Genomic DNA, 20,563 nt, shown 5'->3' on the forward strand with positions numbered 1-20,563 from the left:
GCCCTGCGGGGCACGCACCCCGCAGGGCCTGCGCTCCCCCCCCGCACGGAGTCGTAATGCAAGCGTTACGCGAGTGAAGGTGCGGTGTCACAGTGATCGTTGAGGCTGATATAGCCGATTGCCCTGGTTTCTGGGGCTAGTTGGCGGCTCAACAAACGAATCCGGTCCTCCCCCCACAATCCGAACAGGATGGGACCACACCGATGTACACCACACCCTTGAGGCGTGCTCCCGCACGCCCGAAAACTCCAACCTCCTCCCGGCCCGTGCCCGCCCCCGGACAACAACCCCCCGGCGGCCACGTCCTGGCCGTCGGTTCGCCGGGGCCGAGCCGTGAACTCCTCACCCGGACGCTGAAGCTCACCGGGTACGAAGTCACCCATGCCGTACCCGGCGACGTACACCGTCAGGTCAGGCTCGCGCCCCCCGACGCGATCGTGGCCCTCGACGACGGACCGGACGGGCGGCGGCAGGGCCTCGACGTCATACGGGAGGTGCGCGCCGACCCAGCCGGGCAGGCGCTGCCGCTGCTCATGGTCACGGGCGCCGACACGCACGCCCCCGGAACCGTCGCCGATCTGCTGCGCAGCGGCGCCGACGACTGCCTGCCGGAGGCGTCCGACCCGTGCGAGCTGTCCGCGCGGATAGCGGCCAAGCTGCACCGCGTCCCGGTCCCGGTCGAGAACCTGCTGCGCGATCCGCGCACCGGGCTCTACTCGGGGCCGCACTTCATGGACGAGCTCGACCGCGAGCTCAGCCGCCCGCCGGCCGCCCGGCGCGGCGGTGTGCTCGCCGTCGTCGGCGTCGCCGAGATGGCCGCCCTCGAGACACGGCTCGGGCCGCGCGTGCGGCGCGAGGTCGCCGAGCGTCTCGCAGGCGTGGCAGAGCGATCGGGCGGCGTCTGCGACCGGTTGGGATGGGACGAGGCGGGGCAGTTGCTCGTGCTCATGCCCGGTGTCGACGAGGAGACCGCCGCCCGGAGCCTGCGGGAGTTCGCCGCGTCCGTGGCGGGCACCCGCTTCGTCGTCGCGGACGAGAACGTCCGGCTCACCCCGGCGATCGGCTGGACCCCGCTCGCCGAGTACGCCGACCACACCCGGGCCGCCGAGCACGCGCGGGACGCCGTGTCCGAGGCCGTACGCCACCGGGACCTGCGCCCGGTGCGCTACGAGCCGTGGATGCGGGCGAGCGCCCCGCACGGCCACCGCCGCGCCCGCGCCGGGTTCCGGGTCCTGCTCGGCCGGCTGACCCGGCTGATCTCACCCGTGCTCCCGCTGGTGCTCGGCATCGGCGTGCCGTTCGCGCTCTACCGGCAGGCGTACGAACTGGGCTGGGACGCGGCCGGGTTCGCCTACTGGGTGGTGGTGGCCGGGCTCGTGCTCTCCGCGCTGCTCATCATGATGGAGTGCCTGTTCTCGCTGGACGCCACCCCGAGGCCCGACCGGGCAGGCTCGCCCTATCCGGCCGCCAGCGCCGTCATTGCCGCCTACTTGCCGAACGAGGCGGCGACGATCGTCGACACCGTCGAGTCGTTCCTGCGCCTCGACTATCCCGGCGAGCTCGAGATCGTCGTCGCGTACAACACGCCGCACGCGCTGCCCGTCGAGGACACCCTGCGGGACATGGCGGCCCGCGACCCGCGCCTGGTGCTGCTCCCGGTCGCGGGCAGCACGTCCAAGGCGCAGAACATCAACGCCGCGGTGACGCGCGTGCGCGGCGAGTTCGTCGGCATCTTCGACGCCGACCACCACCCGGCTACGGACGCCTTCCGGCACGCCTGGGACTGGCTGTCCAACGGCTACGACGTCGTGCAGGGCCACTGCGTCGTACGCAACGGGGACAGCTCGTGGGTCGCGCAGACGGTCGGCGTCGAGTTCGAGACCATCTACGCGGTCAGCCATCCCGGACGGACCCGGATGTACGGCTTCGGGGTCTTCGGCGGGTCGAACGGCTTCTGGCGTACGGACCTGCTCGCCAGGACCCGGATGCACGGCTCGATGCTCACCGAGGACATCGACTCGACGATGCGCGCCCTGAACGAGGGCGCCCGCATCGCCATGGACCGCACGCTCATCTCGCGTGAGCTGGCGCCCACGCTGCTGCGGCCGCTGTGGAACCAGCGCTCGCGCTGGGCGCAGGGCTGGCTCCAGGTGTCGCTGCGGCATCTGTGGGGCGCGCTGCGCTCGCCGGTGTTCTCGCGGCGCCAGAAGACGGGCCTGTTCGTGCTGCTCGGCTGGCGCGAGGTGCAGCCGTGGCTGACGCTGCAGATCCTGCCGATCCTGCTGCACGCGGCGTGGCGTGCGGGCGGTGCCGACCGGCTCGACTGGGCGGTGCCGGTCTGCCTGATGGCCGCGGCCGTCACGATGTCGGCCGGGGTGGTGCAGGCCGCCTTCGCCTGGCGGCTCGCTGTGCCCGAACTGCGCCGCCGCAAGGCGTGGTTCTGGCGCTATCTGCTGGTGTCGACGTTCTTCTACACCCACTTCAAGAACATGGTGGCGCGCCAGGCGCATCTGAAGGAGGCGCTCGGCGACCGGCAGTGGCGGGTCACGCCACGGGCCGCTGTCCCCGAGGCCGCCGTCCCCGAGGCCGCCGTCCCCGAGGCGGCCGGACCGGTGGTGCGGACATGACGAGCACCATCACCACCCTCACGGCCACCCGGTCCAAGCTGCTGCCTCCCGCTCCACGCCCGTCCCGCGGCCGTGCGCTCGAACTCCAGGGATACCGCGGCCTCGCCGCCCTGAGCACGGTCCTCTTCCACGTATGGCAGGAGTGGTACACCTACGACGCGGCGGGCGCGCACCCGCCCGTCGACAGCGCATGGCTCGGCGCGCTGATCTCACTGGAGGTGATCGACCTCTTCTTCGTGATGTCCGCGTATCTGCTCACGCTGTCGTACGCCCGCGCGGCCATCGACGGCGGCACGATCCGCACCGGCCGGAGCTTCCTCTTCCGGCGGGCGATCCGCATCCTGCCGCTGTACTTCCTCGCGGTGCTCGTCGTCTGGGCGAGCCGCAATCCGACCCTGCCGGGGGACTGGCGGGACCTGGTCGAACACCTCACGTTCACGCACGTCTTCGACCAGGAGCGCATCTTCTACACCCTCGGCCCCACCTGGTCCCTCTCCCTGGAGGTGGCCTTCTACCTGGCGCTCATCGCGCTCGGGCCGGTGGCGGTGCGGGTGTGCCGGAGGCTGTCGACACGGCGGGCCCGCGTCGCGGTGTGCGCTTCGGGGTGCGCGGCGCTGTTCGTCCTTCCGGTGGTCTGGATCTCCGTCGCGCATTACGTCGTCGGGGTGCCGCACACCAATTGGCCGGTGTACTTCGGCCCGCAGGCCCGCTTCGGGGGCTTCGCGGCGGGCATGGGGCTCGCGGTGCTGCTCGTGGCGCTGGGTGAGCGGGGCCGGCTGAGCGCACGGGCGACGGTGCCGCTCTCGGCAGGGGCGCTCGCGGGGCTCTACGCCCTGTCGTACCTCTCCGACCCGGAGAACTTCGCGCACACCTACTATCACCCGATCGCGGCCGTGCTGTGGTTCACGCTGCTCTACGCCACGCTGCAGGTGCGCCCGCGCGAACAGGTGCGCTGGCACGTCGTGCTGCGGGCGCCCTGGGTGACGGCGGTCGGGCTCATCAGCTACAGCCTCTACATCTGGCACGAGCCGGTGATGCTCTGGCTCATCAAGTCCGGCCTGGTGCCGACGAGTCGGGCGGGTTTCCCGTTCGCGGCGCTGATCGTGCTCGCGGTCGCGCTGGCCGTCGGCACGGCGAGCTACTGGCTCATCGAGTATCCGGCGAGCCTGCTCGGCAAGGCGAAGGACGGCAAGGGCGCGACGCGGGAGTTCTATCCGGATCCGACCCGCTGACGTCCACGACCGGACGCATGGACCGCTGACACGGCGATGCCGCCTCCCCGTGGGACGGGGGAGGCGGCATCGCTCTGCGAACTCCGTTCGCATTTTTGGGATCAACTGGTGTACTGACGCCTCGTCAATTAAGGGGCTCCTTATGCGATTTCGTAGGACAGTGCTCGCGGTGGCGTCGACCTCCGCACTCCTGGCGACGGGCGCCGCGCCCGCCGCCTCCGCTCCCACCACCGCTTCCGCCGACCGTGCGGCCTGCTCCCCGAGGGTGACCGTCTCCGGCTACTCGGACGCCCTGAACAAGACCACCGTCGACGGCCGCCTGGTGGGGGGCCTCTCGGCGCTCAGTGTCGAGCGGGACGGCAGCGTGACCGCGGTCTCCGACCGCTCGGCGCTCTTCAGGCTCGATCTGCGCGGGGGCGAGCCGCGCGCCACCGGGTACGTCCCGCTGGCCGACGAGACGGGCGCGGTGCTCGACTCGGAGGGACTCGTCACGGACCGCGACGGCAGCCACCTGGTCTCCGACGAGCGGGCCCCTTCTGTCCTCCGGTACGACGAGGACGGAACCACCCTCACGGGCCGGCTTCCGGTCCCGGACCCTCTCCGGGTGGCCCCGGCGGGCCGCGCCCGGCAGAACCAGACCTTCGAGAGCCTGACGCTGCTGCCCGGCGGACGCACCCTGGTCGCGGGGATGGAGGGTCCGCTGGAAGGCGACGGCACGGATGCCGCGGGGCGCACCCTGAACCGCGTACAGACCTGGCAACGCGGTGCGCACGGCGGCGAGTTCCGCGTCGGTCCGCAGTACGGGTACGCCGTCGACCCCGGCATGGGTCTCGTTGAGCTCGCGCCGGCCGGGGACGGCCGCATCCTCGTCCTGGAGCGCGGCTTCACGCAGAACTTCGTGATCTCCGTACGGCTGTACGTCGCCGATGTGCGCGGCGCCGAGGAGACCGGCGCGGTGGAGCGCCTGGACGGGAACACGCGCGTGATCCGCAAGACGCTCCTGGCCGATCTCACCGACTGCCCCTCCATGGGCGCCCCTTCGAACCTGCCGCCCGGCAACAACCCGCTGATCGACAACATCGAGGGCATGGCGGTGACCGGCCGCGGCGGTCACGACGGTCACGGCGCGCTGCGGCTGCTGCTCGTCAGCGACGACAACGAACTGCCGCAGCAGATCACCCGCCTCTACAGCCTTCGGGTGAAGCTGCCGCCGCGCCGGTGAAGGCGCGGCCGTGCGGGGCGCGACGATGGGGGCATGGAGACCCAGCCGTTCCCCGTGCGCCGCGTGTACGACCCGCCCACCGAAGCCGACGGCGTACGCGTCCTGGTGGACCGCCTGTGGCCGCGAGGCGTCTCCAAGGAGAGCGCCGCCGTTGACGAGTGGCCCAAGGAGATCACGCCTTCCGACGGGCTGCGTACGTGGTTCCATCAACACCGGGATGAGTCCGAGGAGTTCACCCGTCGCTACCGCGCCGAGCTCGAAGGACCGGAGCAGCAGGACGCGATCCTGCGCCTGCGGGAGCTCGCGGCCGCCGGGACGGTCACTCTGATCACCGCGGTGAAGGATCCGGAGCACAGCCATCTGCCCACGCTGCGGGAGGTGTTGAGGGCAGAGGGGGCCGAGGGGGCCGAGGGGGCCGAGGGTTCCTGAGCCCTCGCATCACTCGCGTAACTCGCATCACTCGCATCACTCGCGTAACTCGCGTCACTCGTGCCAATCGCCTTATCAGCCGCCCAGCTCGAAGGACTGGTGCGCCTCGACGAAGTGCCGCTCGCCCGCCGCCGCGCGCCCGACGGGTGCGGAGACCCACAGGTCGTACATCTTGCCGCCCTCGTCCCAGCTCAGGTCGTAGGTGCGGCGCGGACCGCCGTCCCCGGAGCCGCCGTCCCAGGTGAACTCCCAGACGGCGGCAGGGTGGCCGTTGTGCGTGGTCTCGCGCACCGAGCCGTCGCGGTAGCCGGGGTAGTCCGAAGGCCCATCCTTGTGGGCCTGCCGCATCACCGCGACCGGCCCGTCCGGGTCGAGCGGCTGAGGGTGGACACCGATGCGGAAGGCGTTGTCCGCCGAGTTGTAGAAGACGCGGGGCGGTTCGTTGGAGCGGACGAAGCCGGTGGGCGCCGCCATGCTGAACCCGGTCGGGTCGTTGACCGTCTGATAGCCCGCGGGGGCGGGGTCCTTGGGAGGCTTGGAGGGGTTCTTCGGCTTGTCGGGGGTGGGTTTGCCGGTGCCGTCGGCGGACGGCCTGGGGTCGATGGTCGGCTTCTTGTCGGGGTTCTTCGGCTTGTCGGGGCTCTTGGAGGGCTTCTTCGTCGGCGTCTTCGACGGCTTGGCGGTCTCCGGCTTCTCGCTCACCTCATCGGCAGGCCCGCCACGCCCCGTCGTTTCCCTCCCCGCGTTGCTCGAGTCGTCCCGCGTCATGACCCACGCGCCCGTGCCGCCCGCAGCGAGCGCGAGTACCAGGGCGCCCGCCAGGAGCGCCGTACGGATCCGGGGGCGTGCGGTGGGCGCGGGGGTGGCGCCGAGCACGATCGCGTCGTCGGACGGGGGCGGCGCCGCGGGTCTGCGGGGCACCGGCGTGCGAGGCACGGTCGGCATGCGCTCCTCCACGAGGAAGCCGCGCAGCGCCTGCTCGGCCTCGTCGGCACCGAGCCGCTGTGCCGGATCCCGCTCAAGCAGGCCCCGTACGACGGGAGTCAGCGGACCGGCCGATTCCGGCACCTGGATCTCGTCCATCACGACCGCGTGCAGCACCCCCGCCACCGAGTCGCGATGGAACGGCGACTCGCCCTCCACGGCGGCGGCGAGCAGCACCCCGAGCGACCACAGGTCGGACTCCGGGCCGGTGCGCTTGCCCGACATGCGCTCCGGGGCGGTGTATTCGGGCGAGCCGACGAACGCGCCCGTCTCTGTGAGCGTCGTCTGCCCGTCGACCTGGGCGATCCCGAAGTCGGAGAGCACCACGCGCTCCGTGCCCGCCTCCAGGAGTACGTTCGCGGGCTTGAGGTCACGGTGCAGCACGCCGGCCGCGTGGGCGGCGCGCAGCGCGGCGAGCAACGCCAGACCGATCCGGGCGGCCTCGGCGGGAGGGACAGGACCGTCCATGGCGATCCGGTCGGCGAGCGAGCGGCCGTCGATCAGCTCCATCACAATCCACGGCTGCCCGTCGTGCTGGACGACGTCGTGCAGGACCAGGATGCCGGGGTGCTTCACCTGCGCCACCGAGCGCGCCTCGCGCAGCGTGCGTTCGCGCCGGCTCTCGGCGTCGGCGGGAGTGAGACCCGCGTCGACGTGCAGCTCCTTCACCGCGACGGAGCGGCCCAGTAGTTCGTCCTTCGCCCGCCAGACCGTGCCCATGCCGCCGCGCCCGAGCGGTGTGGTGATGCGGTAGCGCCCCGCTATGAGATCCCCGTGACTCGCCATGGCCCGCATCATACGAACTCCCGTTGCAGATGGCCCAGTTGGGAGCTCTGATGGCGATGGTGCGGGTGTGGCGTGACCGACCGGTGAAGGGAAGTGAACGGCGCACGTGCCGCGGGGATGTGCCCCCGCGCGCCGGATACGTGACGTGCCTGATCGCCTACTTTAGGTGATTCGAGCGGGTCGCGGAGGGAGCGGCCCGTGCGGCGGAGGGGATCTCACTCATGATGCGACGACGACGCATGGCCATGACCCTGGGGGCGATGGCGGCCGCGGCGACCCTGACACTCGGGATGTCGGGCTCGGCGTACGCCGCGGAAGGCGTCCTGACCATCAACGGCACCGACTACGTCGACCCGAGCGGCTGCTATCCCGTCGACTGGTTCCCGACCTCGGTGAGCAACAACACGGACGCGATCGCCGAGGTCCACAGCGGCCCCGCGTGCTTGGGCCCGGTCGAATGGCTCGTCTATCCGGGCGAGACCTACTACACGGAAACCGCCCAGAGCGTCTTCATCCTCTGAGCCCCTGACGGCACCGGCGCCCCGCCCCCACGGGGCGCCGTGTGTCTCCGCTCTCTGATCGCGCGCTGACCGGGCGCGCGACAGGAAGACCGGATGCAGGCTCCCCAACTCCCGCCCGACCGCCCGTCTGCGGCCCCGAGGGCCCGATCAGGGCCGTCGCCCCGGCGCCCGTCACCCCGCCCCGCGCGGTGCTCTTCGACTTGTCAAAGATTTGGTTACAACACGTCTAGCTCCTCCTCTGGCGCCTTTGATTCACAGGCTCCCGACCTGGGGCGATGCGCAGCACCACCAGCCGCCGGGGCCTGATCCACCGAGCACCAAGCGCCATGGAATCACTGGCAGTTGCCCCTCATCGCCCACGATCCGCTGGGCCAGGGAAAGACCCAGGTCAGTCTCGCCACGGCATGATCTGCCTCGTCAGGGCCCGGTCGTGCAGCCGGTTGCGCAGCTCGTCCGGCCATGTCTTGATCGCTTCCGCGTCCGCGTCGCTGATGTCCGGCTCGATGATGGTGCGTTGGGCGGCCGAGGTCGGCTCGGGGCGGGACAGCCGCCGGTACTCCCCGGTCAGGCGCTGCGCCTCCTCGGCCGCACCGGGTGCGCCCGGGTTGCGGCGATAGCGCGGAGCTGCTTCTTGATCTGCTTGCGGCGGTCAGTCATCGAGTCCTCCGAACTCATCCTCGAACCGAGCCAGTTGAGCGAGCACCGCGTCCGCACCGTCTGGCTCTACCCGGTGGGGAGGCGGGTCGGGTGCGGGCGGTCCGGCCGACGCCCCCGGCGGCAGCGCGAGTTGGGGCCGGGGAGCCTCGGGGCGCGGGACGCCGGGGTCCCCCTCGACCGCGCGGAGGTGCCACCCGGCCAGCTCCAGGGCGTAGGTGGTGAGCCTGTCCCTGTACGGCCGGTCCAGATCGACGGCCGCCAGCACCTCGGGGATCACCTTGAGCAGCACCTCGGCTATGTCGGCGCCTTCGTCATCTAGCCGCTTGTCCAGCTTGATGGTCATCGCCTCGGGGGCGTCGGCGCCGTGCAGCTTGCGCCGCGACTCGTTGAGCCCCCGCAGGGTGTTGATCGCCTTGAGCCGGGTGTCGGGGTCGTCGGTGGCCGCGTACTGCGCCTGCGCCTTGAGCCACAGGTCGTGCAGCTCAGCGTCCCGCAGGGCGACCATGTCGCCCACCACCGGCCCAAGGTGGGCGGCGATGCGCTGCTCGATGATCCCGTTGACCCGGGCCTGGCTCAGCCCGACCTCTGCGGCGATCTGCCGCTCGGTCAGCCCACGGACCTTGAGCTTGAAGATCTTCTCGTCACGCTCGGCGTTGGTGGCCCGACGGCGGCGGGCCTGCGGCGGTGCGCCCATGATCACTCCTCAGTGAACAGGTCGTGTTACGGGTGGGGCTAGAGGTGAGCCGACAAAGAGTGCTCAGGGCAGGCCGGGTGATGGCACGGCGGCCCGCACAGCTCGGGGTCGCAGTACGGCTCACCCATGCAGGGCCGGGGCTCTTCGCGTCCGCGTACCGGGCAGCCGACGTTGTGCTCATCCGCCGGGCAATGGGGGTGCATGAAGCAGCGGTTCGAGGTCATGATCGGGTCTCCGTTCGAGGTGTACCCCGGGGTGTTGTCCGGGGGGGTGCCCCCCTCCCGAGGGGTACGGGGTACAGCAGGGGTACACCCCCTTCTGACCAGGGGTTTTCCTGTACCTCTGCTGTACCCCTCGAAGGGGATCACCCTGTGTACCCCTCCTCGTGGGGGTCCGTAGGACCCCCGAGGGGTACAGGCCGGAGCTTGCGAGCAGCAACAGCAGTCGCGAAGTCTTCGGTCTTCGCCCTGATGACCACGTCCGCGTGCGCAAGAAACCCCCGCGCACCCCGGATGCTGACGTCGTTCGGAATCCCTGCCCGGTCCAGTTCAGCGATGATCCGCCGTACGTTGTCCTCCCTTGTGAGAGACGTCCTCTCCTGCACATCAGGGACGAATGGGTCCGGCGCCCTGAACGTCGTCCGCACGCGGCCCGGCCGTCCGTCCTTGTCGGCCTCGGAGGTCATGACCGCCGTCGCCACCGTCTTGCCCTCCATGTCACCGAGCCCGCCCCGGTTGTCCTTGCGGAGCACGAGGCGGGACTCGCCGGTTGCGCCGGGCTTGAGCGCGGCGACCTTGACGACCTCGTACAGGGCGCCTTGTACCGCCTGCGCCTTGCGGATGGAGCCCGCCTGCCGGTCCTTGCTCTCGTGGCCGACATGGTCCACGAACAGCCCGCACGCGCCGTGCAGCGTGAACGGCGCGAAGAACTCCCGCACCACGCCGTCGACTCCGCCGGGGTGGTAGGGGTCCAGGCCCAGAGAGGTGATTGCGGGGTTGAGCGCGTCGAGGGTCACCAGCTTGACCGCGCGCTGCACGTCGCCGGTGAGCGCATCTCGGTCGGCCACGGAGTAGATCACCTTGAACCGGTCACGCATGCTGTCCGGTTCCGCGCCCGCGTGCAGCAGCCGGGCGACGATCGCCTTGACCGGGTTGTTGTCGAACTCCCAGTGCACGACGATCCCGCCCTCGCTCAGCACCCGCGCCTGAACCTCGGCCACGATCACCGACTTGCCGACCGAGCCATCTCCGAAGAGCCCGTTCACGTGCCCGGGGTAGAACAGCCCCCGGCCGCTCCGGTCACCCTCCAGCCGGGCCACAGGGGGGACGTCCATGTCCTCTCCGCTCAGCAAGGCGTCCAGGGCCTGCGAGACGGTCATGGTGGTGTTCGTCCGCTGGCTGGCCTCGTACTGGGTGACAAGGCGCATCGCCTCCCTGTGACGCAGGATCCGCAGGGCCTCTTCCCTGACCTCCCGGCTGGCTTCCGGGGCGAACTCCAGCTCGGCAGCACGTACTTCCACCGCCACGGCCTGTTCGGCGCTCCAGCCCGCCGCGATGTGATCCCACGCATCATCGGCCGGGCCCTCGGTGCGGCTCTGCACGACCCTGTGCGGAATCCCGCGCGCCTCCAGAGAGTTGGTCACGGCGGCGGTCCACTTCGCCCCGGCGTCATCCCGGTCCTGCCACACCGCTACCTCGGCCGCGCCCTTCAGCGAGTCGGCCAACTCATCAAGCCAGCCTGCCGATCCGCCGCTGTTGCAGGTGGCCGCCTGGCCGGAGGCGTGCAGTGCGTCGGCCGCCTTCTCCCCCTCGGCCAGGTGGACCGCCCGGCCCTCGGTCACAGCCGCCCGCACCGCCGGGAGCCGGTAATGCACCCGCCGTACGCCCTTGAGCGACCAAGAGCCGTCGGCCGCCTGCTGCTTGAACGTCTTGGACCCGTCGGCGTCCTGGCGGCGGATGACGTCGTAGAGCTTGACCCCGTCCTCGTCCGGGTACGGAAAGCGGCGCTCCCCGGGTGACAGCGAGAGCGTGGCCCCCGTGGACCGGGCATTCCCACCGGTTCTCGCTCGACCGGTATCCGAGCCCGGCGGCAGTCAAGGCGCCTTCGATGTCACAGATTCCGGTCGAGCTTATTGCCGCGCCATTTCGGGTACGTTCACCATTGACGTTGGTCGCGTCTTCTGCGGAGCCCCGGTTGTCCACGCCGGGGCTTTCGGATGTGGTCATTCCGTCGCACCCCCGGCAGGGACGAGCAGACTACGCAGCCGGGCTATGTGCTCGTCGGTGAGTTCGCTCCTGCTCTCCGCGATCTTCTGCACGTAGTGCTCGACGGAGAGCTGAGCGGCACGCGCCTTACGGGCGCGCTCGCGGGTGAATTCGGGGTCCAGCGGCTTGCGCCGAATGTAGGCCCTGGTAGCCATGGGAGTCCTCGCAGGACAGATGATGCTCTGTCCGCACCCATTGCGGCTGTGGTGGCGTATTCCTCACCCGCCACGGGCCCTCCCCGGGAAAGCTCACCGGGGCCAGTACCAAATGTAACCGCTTAATTGTGTATCACCTAATGCCCAGGTCAGGTCTCTAGCCCTGATTTAGCTAATCCATATCCAGGCTGGATTAACTAAAGGACGCATCCCCAAGACGCAGATCGTTGGCCGTTGGCCATTGGGGATGCGCCCTTGTTCAGCGTACCTTTGTTTCGAAACCTTCCCCACCCTCGAATTAGGTGGACAATGGACGAGATAAATGCAGCCGACGCAGCCCGGCGGCTCGGCATTTCGGAGCCCGCCGTCCGCAAGATGATCGCTGCCGGGCGGCTGCCCAACCGGGCGCACTCCAGCCCCGCCGCCGTCCGCGCCGCCGACGTGGACCGCGTCCGCACCGAGCGCCGGGCCGAAGCCCTCCGCCGCCGACCGGACCCGGCCGCCTTCGCCCGCTCGGTGGACGCCACCCTCCACCCGCCCGAGGACGCCTACGGCCCCCGGTCGTTCGAGGGCCGCCTCCCCCAGGGGCGGGACGCGCTCCGGCTGCTGCACGCCGACGCGTTCGCTCTGTGGGGCCGGGACGTGCTGGAGGCCGCTGCCAGCCTGAACCGCATCCGCAACGCGGGCGGCTGCCCTACGTGTTGGGCCCACATGTCGGCCTGGGTGCACAACACACCCGAGCCCGCCGACGACCCTGCCACCCGGCTCCTACTCGGCGAGGGATGTCCGGTCGATCGGCACCGCTGGGCGGCCGAGGCCACCGCCCGCCGCCGGGAGGCGGACCGGCTGAAGCTACCCGGCGCAAGCAGGCCGAACAGGACCGCGTCCGGGCCGAGTTGAACGCAGCGCAGCAGATCCAGGAGGCAGCCGCTCAGCGGCTCCGGACCGCCCGCACGGCCGCCGCCACACTCGACCCCGCGCTTGCCCGTCAGGCAGCCGCTCAGGCCCGAGCCCGGGGCGCCTTCAGGACGAGCCGGTTCCCGGACTGGTGCACCTGCACCGCTGAGTTTCATTGCCCTCGGCACGCCCTGATGGACCTTCAGGCGGGGCGGCCCGCCCGCCGGGGGCGGCGATGAGCGCCCGGCAGTGGGCCTGGCCGGAGGCCCAGCTCAAGCCGAGCGAGCGGGTGTTGAGCTTCCTGCGGGACAACGGCACCACCGGGACGACCGCCGCCACGGTCGGCGTGCTGCTCGGCATGCGCACCGACCGTGCGCGCCTGCTGCTCGATGGGATGGTCCGCCGCAAGCAGGCCCGGCGCACAGCAGACCTCTACTGGGCCACTCCGGAGACTGACCATGACCAACCTGCCTGAGGCGATGGTCGCAGCCGCCCGCGAGACCATCGAGGAACCAGCGGGCGGCGGACGAGGCCGTGGCCGCTGTGGTGCGGGTCGTGGAACAGGAGACCGGCATCACGCTCGCGCAGCCCGCCGCGCCCTCGGTCATGGACGCAACCCGCGCACAGCTACAAGCGGCCGACCTCCGCGCACAACACGCCCTGGCCGCCATGGACATCGTGCTGCGGCGGTGGACGTGGGGTGACGCCCGCACGCTCGGCGAGCTGGTGCGGACCTTGCCGCCGAACGTCCGCGAGGCCCTCGCCGAGCACCTCGTGCGGGCTGGTCTGAGCTGAGGCGACCGCTTGCCGGCTGAATTGCCTTAATCAGGCTCGGGGGTGGGGCCGCAGCCGCCACACTCCGTGCATGACCCTGGCTGCCACTTCCTTCTGGGACGACTGGCTCAAGTTCACGCCCGGCTGGCTCGCATTCCTTGCGACGGCGGGCACGTGGATCTACAAGGCGTGGGTGCGCCGACATCACGTCGCCCTGGGTGCCGATCCCGTGGCGCTGCGCGCCGCCGTGGAAGCCGCCCGAACGCACTTCGAGGACATCACCTCGGCCGGGGGTAAGCGGGCCGACTGGTTCCAGGACGAGGAACGGCGCGACACCGACCGGACGATTGAAGACCTGCGGGAGCGCCTGTCGGACGAGAGGCTGCGCACCGGGCTGACCGGCGTCATCGCCGCGTGGCGCGTTGCGTTCGGCCATGCCCCACCACGGCGCATCCTCGGTGGCTACATAGAGGACTACCTCACAGCTCGGGACCGGAAGGAAGCCCAGGAAGACCAAGAACGGTATGACCTGCAGATCCAGGCTGCTCAAGCGGGTCTGTCCGACGCACAGTTGGCCGTCCGTCGTCTGAACGAGCTGGAGCGCAAGACCATCGGCCGAAGCTAGATGCCCTGGCGACGGTCGTGCTCTGCCACGTCCGGCTCGTTGTCGAGCCAGTGCGCGCAGACCGTCCAGTGGATGCGCGGGCTGCCCGCGTTGCTCAGCCATACGTCCGCCGCCAGATCCCGGGAGCACCACTTCTTCCCGTGCGCGCTGCACAGGGTGTCGTCCCGCTGCGGCTGCTGTATGTCCCATCGGTCGATGCACTCAATCGTCGACTTCATGGCGCAGCAGCGTAGCGCGGCGCGCTGCCGACCAACGGCCTCCGAGACCATTCCTGTTGGGGACAAGGGGGCGCACTTCCGTGCGCGCTACCGCCGGATTGTCCCAATCGGGGACATGCCAGGTGCTCGCCGTATCCAGCGGGCAGACACTGGCCCCCTGGACCCATCAGAGGGGGGCCGTCATGGCCGCTAACTCACCCTACGGAGCAAGCCCGCATCTCAACACACCCGTCCCCGGCGGTCGGCCGCGCATGTACCGCACTACAGTGGCGCGCGTCATCTGGGTATTGGTCCCCGTGATCAGTCTCGGGTTCCTCGCCGCCCTGCCGTTCGTCGCCGCCGCGATCAAGCACGTGATCAAGCCGTGGGTCGCCGTTGTGTACGTTGTCGCCGAAGTCGTCATCATCGGCGTAGCCCTGTCGATCTCAGCAAGCGCTGACGAGCCCTACAGGGGATTCATCCTGATCCTGCTCATCGCCGTAGCCGCGACGCACGCCGCCTTCCTCGACAGCGAGAAAGTCACCGTCGGCAAGTAGCACCCCGAGTTCACTACCTGTCTCACTCCACGTGGCGGTCCGGCGCTGGCCCGACCGTGGCAGGGTGAAATAGCTAAACCGCCGGCAAGGAGTCCACCCCGTTCAGCCTGGATCAGCACCGGACAGCCGTACGCGGACACGACACGGCCGCTGTCCTGTCCCGCCCGGACAGGACAGGGCGCCGGATAAGAGGCAGGCAGCACAGCCGGACAACTCCTTATCCGGAACAACCTTGTCCGGCGGACCCGGACGTGTCCGGCCGCCCTCTGTCCCGGCGTCCGGCCCGGGTGTCAGCTTCCTTGTCAGACGGTTTCAGCCCGTGTCGGTCAGATGCTGACGCGGTCCCTGGCCTAAGTCGTTTCTGTCTGACACCCGGTCCGACACGTCAGGCAGTGTTCAGAGCCCGCCGCGCACCCGCGATGACACGCTGCGCGTCGCCGCCGTAGACAGCCGACTCCCGCAAGGTGTTCCACGTGCGCAGGTACAAGGCGATGGAGTCGGCGTCGTCTAGCCAGAGGTCGGCGTGCCACGTCTCGACCGTGACGAGGCGTTCGTCGTGGATCCAGAAGCCGCCGGTGGGCGGGATCTTGAGCGAAGCCGCGAACGGGATGACTCCCAGGTGCACGGTGTCCAGGCCGACGAGTCCGGCCAGCCGGTCAAGCTGCGCCGCGAGCACGGCGTGCGGGCAGATGAGCGAGCGGAGCGCGGCCTCCCCGACCAGGATGTCGAACCGCCGGGCGGAGTCGTACAGCAGCTCCTGACGGCGCAGCCGGGCACGTACGGCAGCCTCGGTGTCGCGGGGCGAGCGCTGAAGCTCCGCGTACCGGGTGAAGATCGACCGGGCGTAGTCGGCGGTCTGGAGGATGCCCGGCACGGTGACGCTCTCGAAGCCGTGCACCAAGGCGGAGCGCTCGTACTGGGCGGCGTGGTCCTGCTGGACGGACTGGTGCCCGGCAGCGAGCTGCCGCCGCCAAGACCGGATGTGCGACTCGAACCCCCGCAGCCGGGCGAGGAGTTCGGGATAGGCGTCAGGCTGGCCGGTGGCGGCGGCCCACGCCTTCAGATCGTCGGGTGTGACGGTCTGGCGGCCGTTCTCCAGCTTGCTCACCTTGGGCTGCGGCCAGCCGAGGATGGCCGCCAGACCGGTACCCGTGAGCCGACCGGCAGGCGCGTTGAGCCGCAGCTCACGCAGGCGGATGCCGAGTGCCTGGCGTGCTTGCTGGTAGTCGGTGGTCACGGGTACCTGCTCGGGCTAGGCGGCGTGGTGCCAGGCGGCGTCACGCAGCATGGAGTAGCGGACGACCTCGGCCGGTTCGGTGATCAGCTCGACGTCGACCAGCTCGTCAGAGTCGGTGAAGTTGAGCCGGGCCACCAGGCGGGAGTCGAAGATCCAGAAGTCGTCGTTGTCGAGGCTCAGGCGCTCGGCGTCGGCGCGGGAGAGGGTGCGGATCTCCTCGCCCAGGGCGGTGTTCCTCTCCGCGTTGACCATGAGGTAGCGCTGACCCTCGGTCGGCGGCGAATCGACCACGCGGACGCGGGCGACGGTCTTACGGGCGGCGGTCGCGGCGCGGATGGTGTTGCAGTACCAGGACTCCATGTCCGAGTCGACGCGCCCCTCGGCTAGCCACTGCGCGTAGGTGGGGGTGGCCTCGTCGCTGGCGTAGCGGCGGCGGGTCTCCAGCCGCCAGGCGGTGTGCTTGAACGTCTCGAACAGCCCGTTGAAGACAGGCAGGTCGATGATCTTGGCTTGGCGCATGGCGTCCTTGGGCCCCCAGTCGGTGATGAGTTCGCGGGGGACGACGATGGGCACCTCACCGGGGCCGAGGTGCTGGAGCTGAGCTACATCGTCCGGGTCGGTGAGGGGCGGGCCGTGAACGATGACCTCGCCTGAGCCGAGGTCTTCATGGACGGAGGGGCAGCCGGTGTCGCCGCTGCCCGTGCCGTTGAAGCGGATCTTGCGCGCCATGGTGTTGCCCTCCTTGGTCCGGGTTCTGGATCAGCCTGGCGGAGCGGGGTGCGGCGGGCTACGCCGGGCCGACGCCTACGGGAGAATTCTCGCGTATAGCCAGCCCCTACCCGCGAATAACCGGGTATAGCCGCTAGCTGGGCCAACAACCTTGATCCGAGGCTGAGTTCATGGCCACGACACATGAGGTGGGCCCCACGGAGACCGTGGCGGCGATGGAGTCACTGCGCGGAGCGCTGACGGCGGCGGGGATCGTACTGCCGTCCCTGGAGACGGATGTGGCGTCTCCCTACTTGAACCTGATCAACCTGGGCCGGGTGAGGGCGGACGTTGCGCTCCGGCTGGCCGAGGCGATCCGCCGGGGGTGCGCATGAGCGAGACAGCCGCCCCCGCCGTGAGGATGACCCTGCGCGTGTACCGGGTGAACGGGGGCGGGGAGGTGGTGGAGGACCGGGGCCGGGTGAGCGTGATGGGCGCGGATGACCCGGTGCCGACCACGAGCGCGTACCCGCCCTGCGGGTGCGTGGGCTGTACGGCCCGGCGGGACGCACCATGAGCGCCCCCACGACCAAGACCCCGCCGCTCTCGGCCGCGTGCACGCTGGCCGAGCGGCCCGGGTACAAGGCGCTGCACCGTGAGTGCACCCAGACCGAGGACGTACCGCTGCCCCACTCCGTCGGCATCCTGCTCATGCGGAGGTGTGGCTGTACCTGTCACAGCTCGTAGCCCGAACAGCGAGGAGCCCGGCCGGTGATGACGCCCGGCCGGGCTCCGTTGTGCCTGATGGCCTCAACCCCATTGCCGGCTGACCATGTTGTCGAGAATCCGCCTGTCTCCGCCGCCTTCCGTTGTCGGTGGCGACTGCCACAATCTGGTGCATGAGTGATGAGCTGCCGTCGCCCGACATGACCCTGGCCCTCGACGCTCCGAAGAATGCTCCCCTCGTGAGTGAGTGGCTTCTCGGGACGAGCGCTGTTCTCGCCTACCACCTGGGCAAGGCTGACATTGCCCGGATGATCGCCGACGTGTCAGCGGTTGAGGTGAGGCTCTGGAACACGGAGTTCGACCACGAGGGCTATCGGGTCGTGCTCGTAGTGGAGCCGAGCCTGTACTCCGCTTACAACGAGCAGCAGCTGGAGCCCATCACCGAGGTCATGCGAGACGTTTTGTGGGGATCGGGGAAGTCGGTTGATGAGCTCGTTGCCCGGCCCTCGATTCCTCGCCTCGGCCCGGACTGGCGGAAGCAGATCAAGACCGCCAACGGCCCCAAGCCGAGCAACCAAGGGCGCAAGGTGCAACTCGAACCTGGCCATCCGTTCGAGAACCAACTCCGCTTCACAAACGAATGGGAGCTGGATGTGTACCGGGCGCTCAGGGAACGGCAGGAGTCCCTACCCGACAACGAGACGATCGGGATCATGCCCCTGGGCGGCATGCGGGTACGGGGTTGGACATTCGAGCCTGACCTGTTGATCACGTATCGCGGATACGCCGGTGTCATTGAGATCGACGGGCCCCACCACAAAGGCCACGCCGGGCGCGACCACAGCCGCAGCCGCCTTCTGCTGCACTCTGGGGTGAAGGTGGTCGACCGGCTGAACGTGGAGGAAGTGAATAGCCGGGCCGAGGTCAAGAAGTTCGTGGACGACTTCCTGGCCCAGCTCAAGCGGTAGACAGCAGGGAACCCGGCCAGCAGCGCCATTGGCCGGGCTCCTCGTTGTTCGGGTGGGTCAGGCTGCCCCCGTCCAGTCGATGTCCACGGTTTCGGGGTTGAAGTACGGCGCTCCCGGCACCCACCCGGGGGGACGGCCCGAGCTGCCAGGCCGGACCGTCACCACGACCAGCACCTGAAGGATCTTCCGTCGATACTCCAGGCTGTAGGTCTCCCGCCACCACGCCAACGCGTCGTCCGTGTCGGCCTGGTGACGGCGGACCAGCTCAGGCAGGTCGACACCGGCCAGCAGGGCGGGCTGCGCTGCGGAGGCGGCAACGGCCTCAGCGATCCCCTGCTCCACGGCCTTGATCTCGTCCGTGATCCGGCGGGCGCGGACGCGGTAGAGCGCGAGGTCGGCATCGTCGTCGCCGAACGCCTCGGCGAGGGCCTCCAGTTGAGCGCGGAGTGTGGCATGCCGGGCGGACAGTTGCCCGGTGGGCGGGCCCGCCGGGGCCTCCGGAGGTGGGGGCCAGAATGGATCACGGAGGGCCTCCCAGACCACCTGGCCGAGGACGGTGCGCTCCACGTGGTCGTCCACGGCTGCGGCGTCCCGGGTGATGTGCCGCTTAGGGCCGCACGTATAGACGGAGCCGTTGCCGCTGCCCCGGCCGGTAGTGCAGACGGGGCCGGTGCAGACGCCGCAGAGGTACAGTCGCCCGCCCAGCCACCGGCGGGCGTTGCCCGGGGTGGTGCGGCGGACGGGGTTCTCCAGCACGGCCCTGCACTGCCGCCACTCGTCCTCGGACACGATCGCGGGCCACACGGCCTTGCCCGTGATCTCTCCTTGCCTCTTCTTGGTGACCGCCGTGGCGACCTCCATATGGCCCGCGTTGCGGGGCCGGAACAGCAGGTTGCGAAGCGTGGACGGGGTCCACGAGCGCGAGATGGGCTCGGACCTGGTGCCGTCGGGGAGCCGCTTGCGGCGGGCTGGAGTGCGGACTCCGTCGGCCTCCCACAGGCGGAGGATGGAGCGCACGGACTCACCGGCGAGAATGCGGTGCGTGGCGTCGCGGAGGTAGGCAGCCTCGTCCTCGCGCAGCGTGACGCCGTCGCGCTCGTAGCCGAAGGGTCGGCCGCCGCCCCGGTAGGTGCCGTCACGGACGTTGTCCTTCTTGGCGTCGGCGACACGCTCGCCGATTTCCTCGCTCTCCTCCTGCGCGTCGATCGCCTTGCGCCGGGCGATGCCCCGGCCCTCTGCGGTGTTCATGTTGATGGCACCGCCCTTGGTGAACTCGACGGCGATGTCCTGCTCCTGGATCAGGTCGAGCAGCGCGAACGCGTTCCGGTAGTTGCGGTTCAGGCGCTTGTCCGAGACGGCCAGGATGGCGTTCGCGGCCCCGTCCCGCAGCAGGTCGAGCATCTGCTCATAGCCGGGGCGCCGCTTGCTGCCGGTGCCGGTGATGTCGTTGTCGACCAGCACGGTGACAACCTGCCATCCGCGCCGCTCGGCCAGGCGGCGGCAGTGCGCCTCCTGCCGCTCCACCCCGTACTCACGGCCTTCGCGGTCGGAGCTGATGCGGGCGTAGATGATCGCGTTTCGCTGCTCGGTGATCTTCATTGGTGGCCTCCTTGGGGCTCTCCTTCAAGCCTCGCCCTAAAGGGGGTCTACCCAAATACCCGTCTTCTCCGGGACGCTCTTCCAGATCGCCCCGTACGCCGACCGCATCCGCGCCGCACTGCCGGACCCGGTGGACGAGCCCACGATGGACGCCATCCTGACAGCCCTGGAGAAGGGCCTCGCCGACCCCGGCGGTCATGGCGGCGCAGCACGCCTGTGACGTCTCGTCCGAGGCCCACCGCCACGTTCACCACTTGGTACGCCTCCGCCCCGGCCCTCGCCCCGCACGCCGGCGCCCGCTACGAGCAACTCCGGCCGGACCCGCTCCTCTTCGGCCACGCCTGCGCGGAACTCGGCGTGGCCCCCGCCGATACCCTGATGGTCGGCGACCACCCCGCCAAGGACGGCGGCGCGGCGGGCGCGGGCGCGGGTTCCGTGCGCGTCGACGCCTGGATCTGGTCCGTACGCCTGGTCAAGACCCGCTCGATGGGCGCGGCTGCCTGCAAGGGCGGCCATGTACGGGTCAACGGCGAGCGCGTGAAGCCCGCTTACGGCGTGCACGTGGGCGACGAGGTGCGGCTGCGCCACGCGGGCGGCCGGGAGCACGTCGTCGTGGTCAAGCGCCTCATCCGCAAGCGCGTCGGCCCACCGGTCGCCGTCGAGTGCTACGTCGACAACAGCCCTCCCCCGCCGCCCCGCGAGGC

The 20,563-nt window shown here is 70.1% G+C and carries 22 protein-coding genes; 14 read left to right on the forward strand and 8 right to left on the reverse strand.

What is annotated here, in order from left to right:
- Window positions 1–266: 266 nt before the first annotated feature.
- From E2651_RS25775 to E2651_RS25790, 4 genes are all read left to right on the forward strand, one after another.
- Window positions 267–2,627 carry a glycosyltransferase gene (locus E2651_RS25775; RefSeq protein ID WP_245239215.1) on the forward strand — a complete coding sequence of 787 codons (2,361 nt, stop codon included), beginning with the start codon at window positions 267–269 and terminating at the stop codon, window positions 2,625–2,627.
- On the forward strand, window positions 2,624–3,859 hold the full coding sequence (locus E2651_RS25780; RefSeq protein WP_135333604.1) for an acyltransferase: 1,236 nt from the start codon (window positions 2,624–2,626) through the stop codon (window positions 3,857–3,859). The genes E2651_RS25775 and E2651_RS25780 overlap by 4 nt, the downstream gene beginning before the upstream one ends.
- A 169-nt stretch (window positions 3,860–4,028) precedes the next feature.
- Complete coding sequence (locus E2651_RS25785) at window positions 4,029–5,081, forward strand: esterase-like activity of phytase family protein (RefSeq protein WP_348541669.1); 1,053 nt, start codon at window positions 4,029–4,031, stop codon at window positions 5,079–5,081.
- A gap of 33 nt (window positions 5,082–5,114) precedes the next feature.
- A complete protein-coding gene (locus tag E2651_RS25790) occupies window positions 5,115–5,510 on the forward strand; it encodes a DUF488 family protein (protein ID WP_135333606.1) in 396 nt (131 codons plus the stop codon).
- Between the two features lie 75 nt (window positions 5,511–5,585).
- On the opposite strand, the gene E2651_RS25795 is transcribed toward E2651_RS25790, so the two are convergent.
- A complete protein-coding gene (locus E2651_RS25795; RefSeq protein WP_135333607.1) occupies window positions 5,586–7,280 on the reverse strand; it encodes a serine/threonine-protein kinase in 1,695 nt (564 codons plus the stop codon).
- A gap of 239 nt (window positions 7,281–7,519) precedes the next feature.
- On the opposite strand from E2651_RS25795, the gene E2651_RS25800 reads away from it, so the two are divergent.
- Window positions 7,520–7,801 (forward strand): hypothetical protein, encoded by a 282-nt coding sequence (locus tag E2651_RS25800; protein ID WP_135333608.1) that lies wholly within the window; start codon window positions 7,520–7,522, stop codon window positions 7,799–7,801.
- A gap of 649 nt (window positions 7,802–8,450) precedes the next feature.
- Here E2651_RS25800 and E2651_RS25810 read toward each other — a convergent pair.
- The 3 genes from E2651_RS25810 to E2651_RS25820 all read right to left on the reverse strand — a co-directional run bounded on the left by E2651_RS25810 (window position 8,451) and on the right by E2651_RS25820 (window position 11,571).
- The gene (locus E2651_RS25810) at window positions 8,451–9,152 is read right to left on the reverse strand and encodes a hypothetical protein (RefSeq protein WP_135333610.1); all 702 of its coding nucleotides are present in this window, start codon (window positions 9,150–9,152) and stop codon (window positions 8,451–8,453) included.
- A gap of 364 nt (window positions 9,153–9,516) precedes the next feature.
- Window positions 9,517–10,992, reverse strand: a complete 1,476-nt coding sequence (locus E2651_RS25815) for a hypothetical protein (RefSeq protein WP_135333611.1) — start codon at window positions 10,990–10,992, stop codon at window positions 9,517–9,519.
- A gap of 381 nt (window positions 10,993–11,373) precedes the next feature.
- On the reverse strand, window positions 11,374–11,571 hold the full coding sequence (locus E2651_RS25820; protein WP_135333612.1) for a hypothetical protein: 198 nt from the start codon (window positions 11,569–11,571) through the stop codon (window positions 11,374–11,376).
- A gap of 309 nt (window positions 11,572–11,880) precedes the next feature.
- Between E2651_RS25820 and E2651_RS25825 the strand changes: the two genes are divergently transcribed.
- The 4 genes from E2651_RS25825 (at window position 11,881) to E2651_RS25840 (ending at window position 13,867) form a co-directional block, all read left to right on the forward strand.
- The gene (locus E2651_RS25825) at window positions 11,881–12,471 is read left to right on the forward strand and encodes a helix-turn-helix domain-containing protein (RefSeq protein WP_135333613.1); all 591 of its coding nucleotides are present in this window, start codon (window positions 11,881–11,883) and stop codon (window positions 12,469–12,471) included.
- Between the two features lie 232 nt (window positions 12,472–12,703).
- On the forward strand, window positions 12,704–12,943 hold the full coding sequence (locus E2651_RS25830; RefSeq protein WP_135333614.1) for a hypothetical protein: 240 nt from the start codon (window positions 12,704–12,706) through the stop codon (window positions 12,941–12,943).
- A gap of 59 nt (window positions 12,944–13,002) precedes the next feature.
- Entirely contained in the window at window positions 13,003–13,263 is a 261-nt protein-coding gene (locus tag E2651_RS25835) for a hypothetical protein (RefSeq protein WP_135333615.1), read from the forward strand.
- A 70-nt stretch (window positions 13,264–13,333) separates the two neighbouring features.
- Complete coding sequence (locus E2651_RS25840) at window positions 13,334–13,867, forward strand: hypothetical protein (protein ID WP_135333616.1); 534 nt, start codon at window positions 13,334–13,336, stop codon at window positions 13,865–13,867.
- Here the strand turns inward: E2651_RS25840 and E2651_RS25845 are convergent.
- The gene (locus E2651_RS25845) at window positions 13,864–14,085 is read right to left on the reverse strand and encodes a hypothetical protein (RefSeq protein WP_135333617.1); all 222 of its coding nucleotides are present in this window, start codon (window positions 14,083–14,085) and stop codon (window positions 13,864–13,866) included. The two genes, E2651_RS25840 and E2651_RS25845, sit on opposite strands and share 4 nt — an antisense overlap.
- A 266-nt stretch (window positions 14,086–14,351) precedes the next feature.
- Here E2651_RS25845 and E2651_RS25850 point away from each other — a divergent pair, with 266 nt between their 5' ends.
- Complete coding sequence (locus tag E2651_RS25850; RefSeq protein ID WP_245239217.1) at window positions 14,352–14,621, forward strand: hypothetical protein; 270 nt, start codon at window positions 14,352–14,354, stop codon at window positions 14,619–14,621.
- 385 nt (window positions 14,622–15,006) lie between these two features.
- Here the strand turns inward: E2651_RS25850 and E2651_RS25855 are convergent, their stop codons facing one another.
- Both E2651_RS25855 and E2651_RS25860 read right to left on the reverse strand, forming a co-directional pair.
- A complete protein-coding gene (locus E2651_RS25855; RefSeq protein WP_135333619.1) occupies window positions 15,007–15,858 on the reverse strand; it encodes a helix-turn-helix transcriptional regulator in 852 nt (283 codons plus the stop codon).
- A 15-nt stretch (window positions 15,859–15,873) separates the two neighbouring features.
- A complete protein-coding gene (locus E2651_RS25860; protein WP_135333620.1) occupies window positions 15,874–16,587 on the reverse strand; it encodes a DUF6879 family protein in 714 nt (237 codons plus the stop codon).
- A gap of 170 nt (window positions 16,588–16,757) precedes the next feature.
- On the opposite strand from E2651_RS25860, the gene E2651_RS25865 reads away from it, so the two are divergent.
- From E2651_RS25865 to E2651_RS25870, 3 genes are all read left to right on the forward strand, one after another.
- Window positions 16,758–16,961: a hypothetical protein gene (locus E2651_RS25865; RefSeq protein ID WP_135333621.1), complete on the forward strand. Its 204-nt coding sequence runs from the start codon at window positions 16,758–16,760 to the stop codon at window positions 16,959–16,961.
- 178 nt (window positions 16,962–17,139) lie between these two features.
- Window positions 17,140–17,313 carry a hypothetical protein gene (locus tag E2651_RS44150; RefSeq protein ID WP_167828893.1) on the forward strand — a complete coding sequence of 58 codons (174 nt, stop codon included), beginning with the start codon at window positions 17,140–17,142 and terminating at the stop codon, window positions 17,311–17,313.
- 152 nt (window positions 17,314–17,465) lie between these two features.
- Window positions 17,466–18,260 (forward strand): hypothetical protein, encoded by a 795-nt coding sequence (locus E2651_RS25870; RefSeq protein WP_135333622.1) that lies wholly within the window; start codon window positions 17,466–17,468, stop codon window positions 18,258–18,260.
- 57 nt (window positions 18,261–18,317) lie between these two features.
- On the opposite strand, the gene E2651_RS25875 is transcribed toward E2651_RS25870, so the two are convergent.
- Window positions 18,318–19,859: a recombinase family protein gene (locus tag E2651_RS25875; RefSeq protein WP_135333623.1), complete on the reverse strand. Its 1,542-nt coding sequence runs from the start codon at window positions 19,857–19,859 to the stop codon at window positions 18,318–18,320.
- A 378-nt stretch (window positions 19,860–20,237) separates the two neighbouring features.
- Here E2651_RS25875 and E2651_RS25880 point away from each other — a divergent pair.
- On the forward strand, window positions 20,238–20,563 hold a 326-nt coding region (locus tag E2651_RS25880), incomplete at its 3' end, for an RNA-binding S4 domain-containing protein (RefSeq protein ID WP_135333624.1).

The organism is Streptomyces sp. MZ04 (assembly GCF_004684775.1).
Taxonomy (GTDB): Bacteria; Actinomycetota; Actinomycetes; order Streptomycetales; family Streptomycetaceae; genus Streptomyces.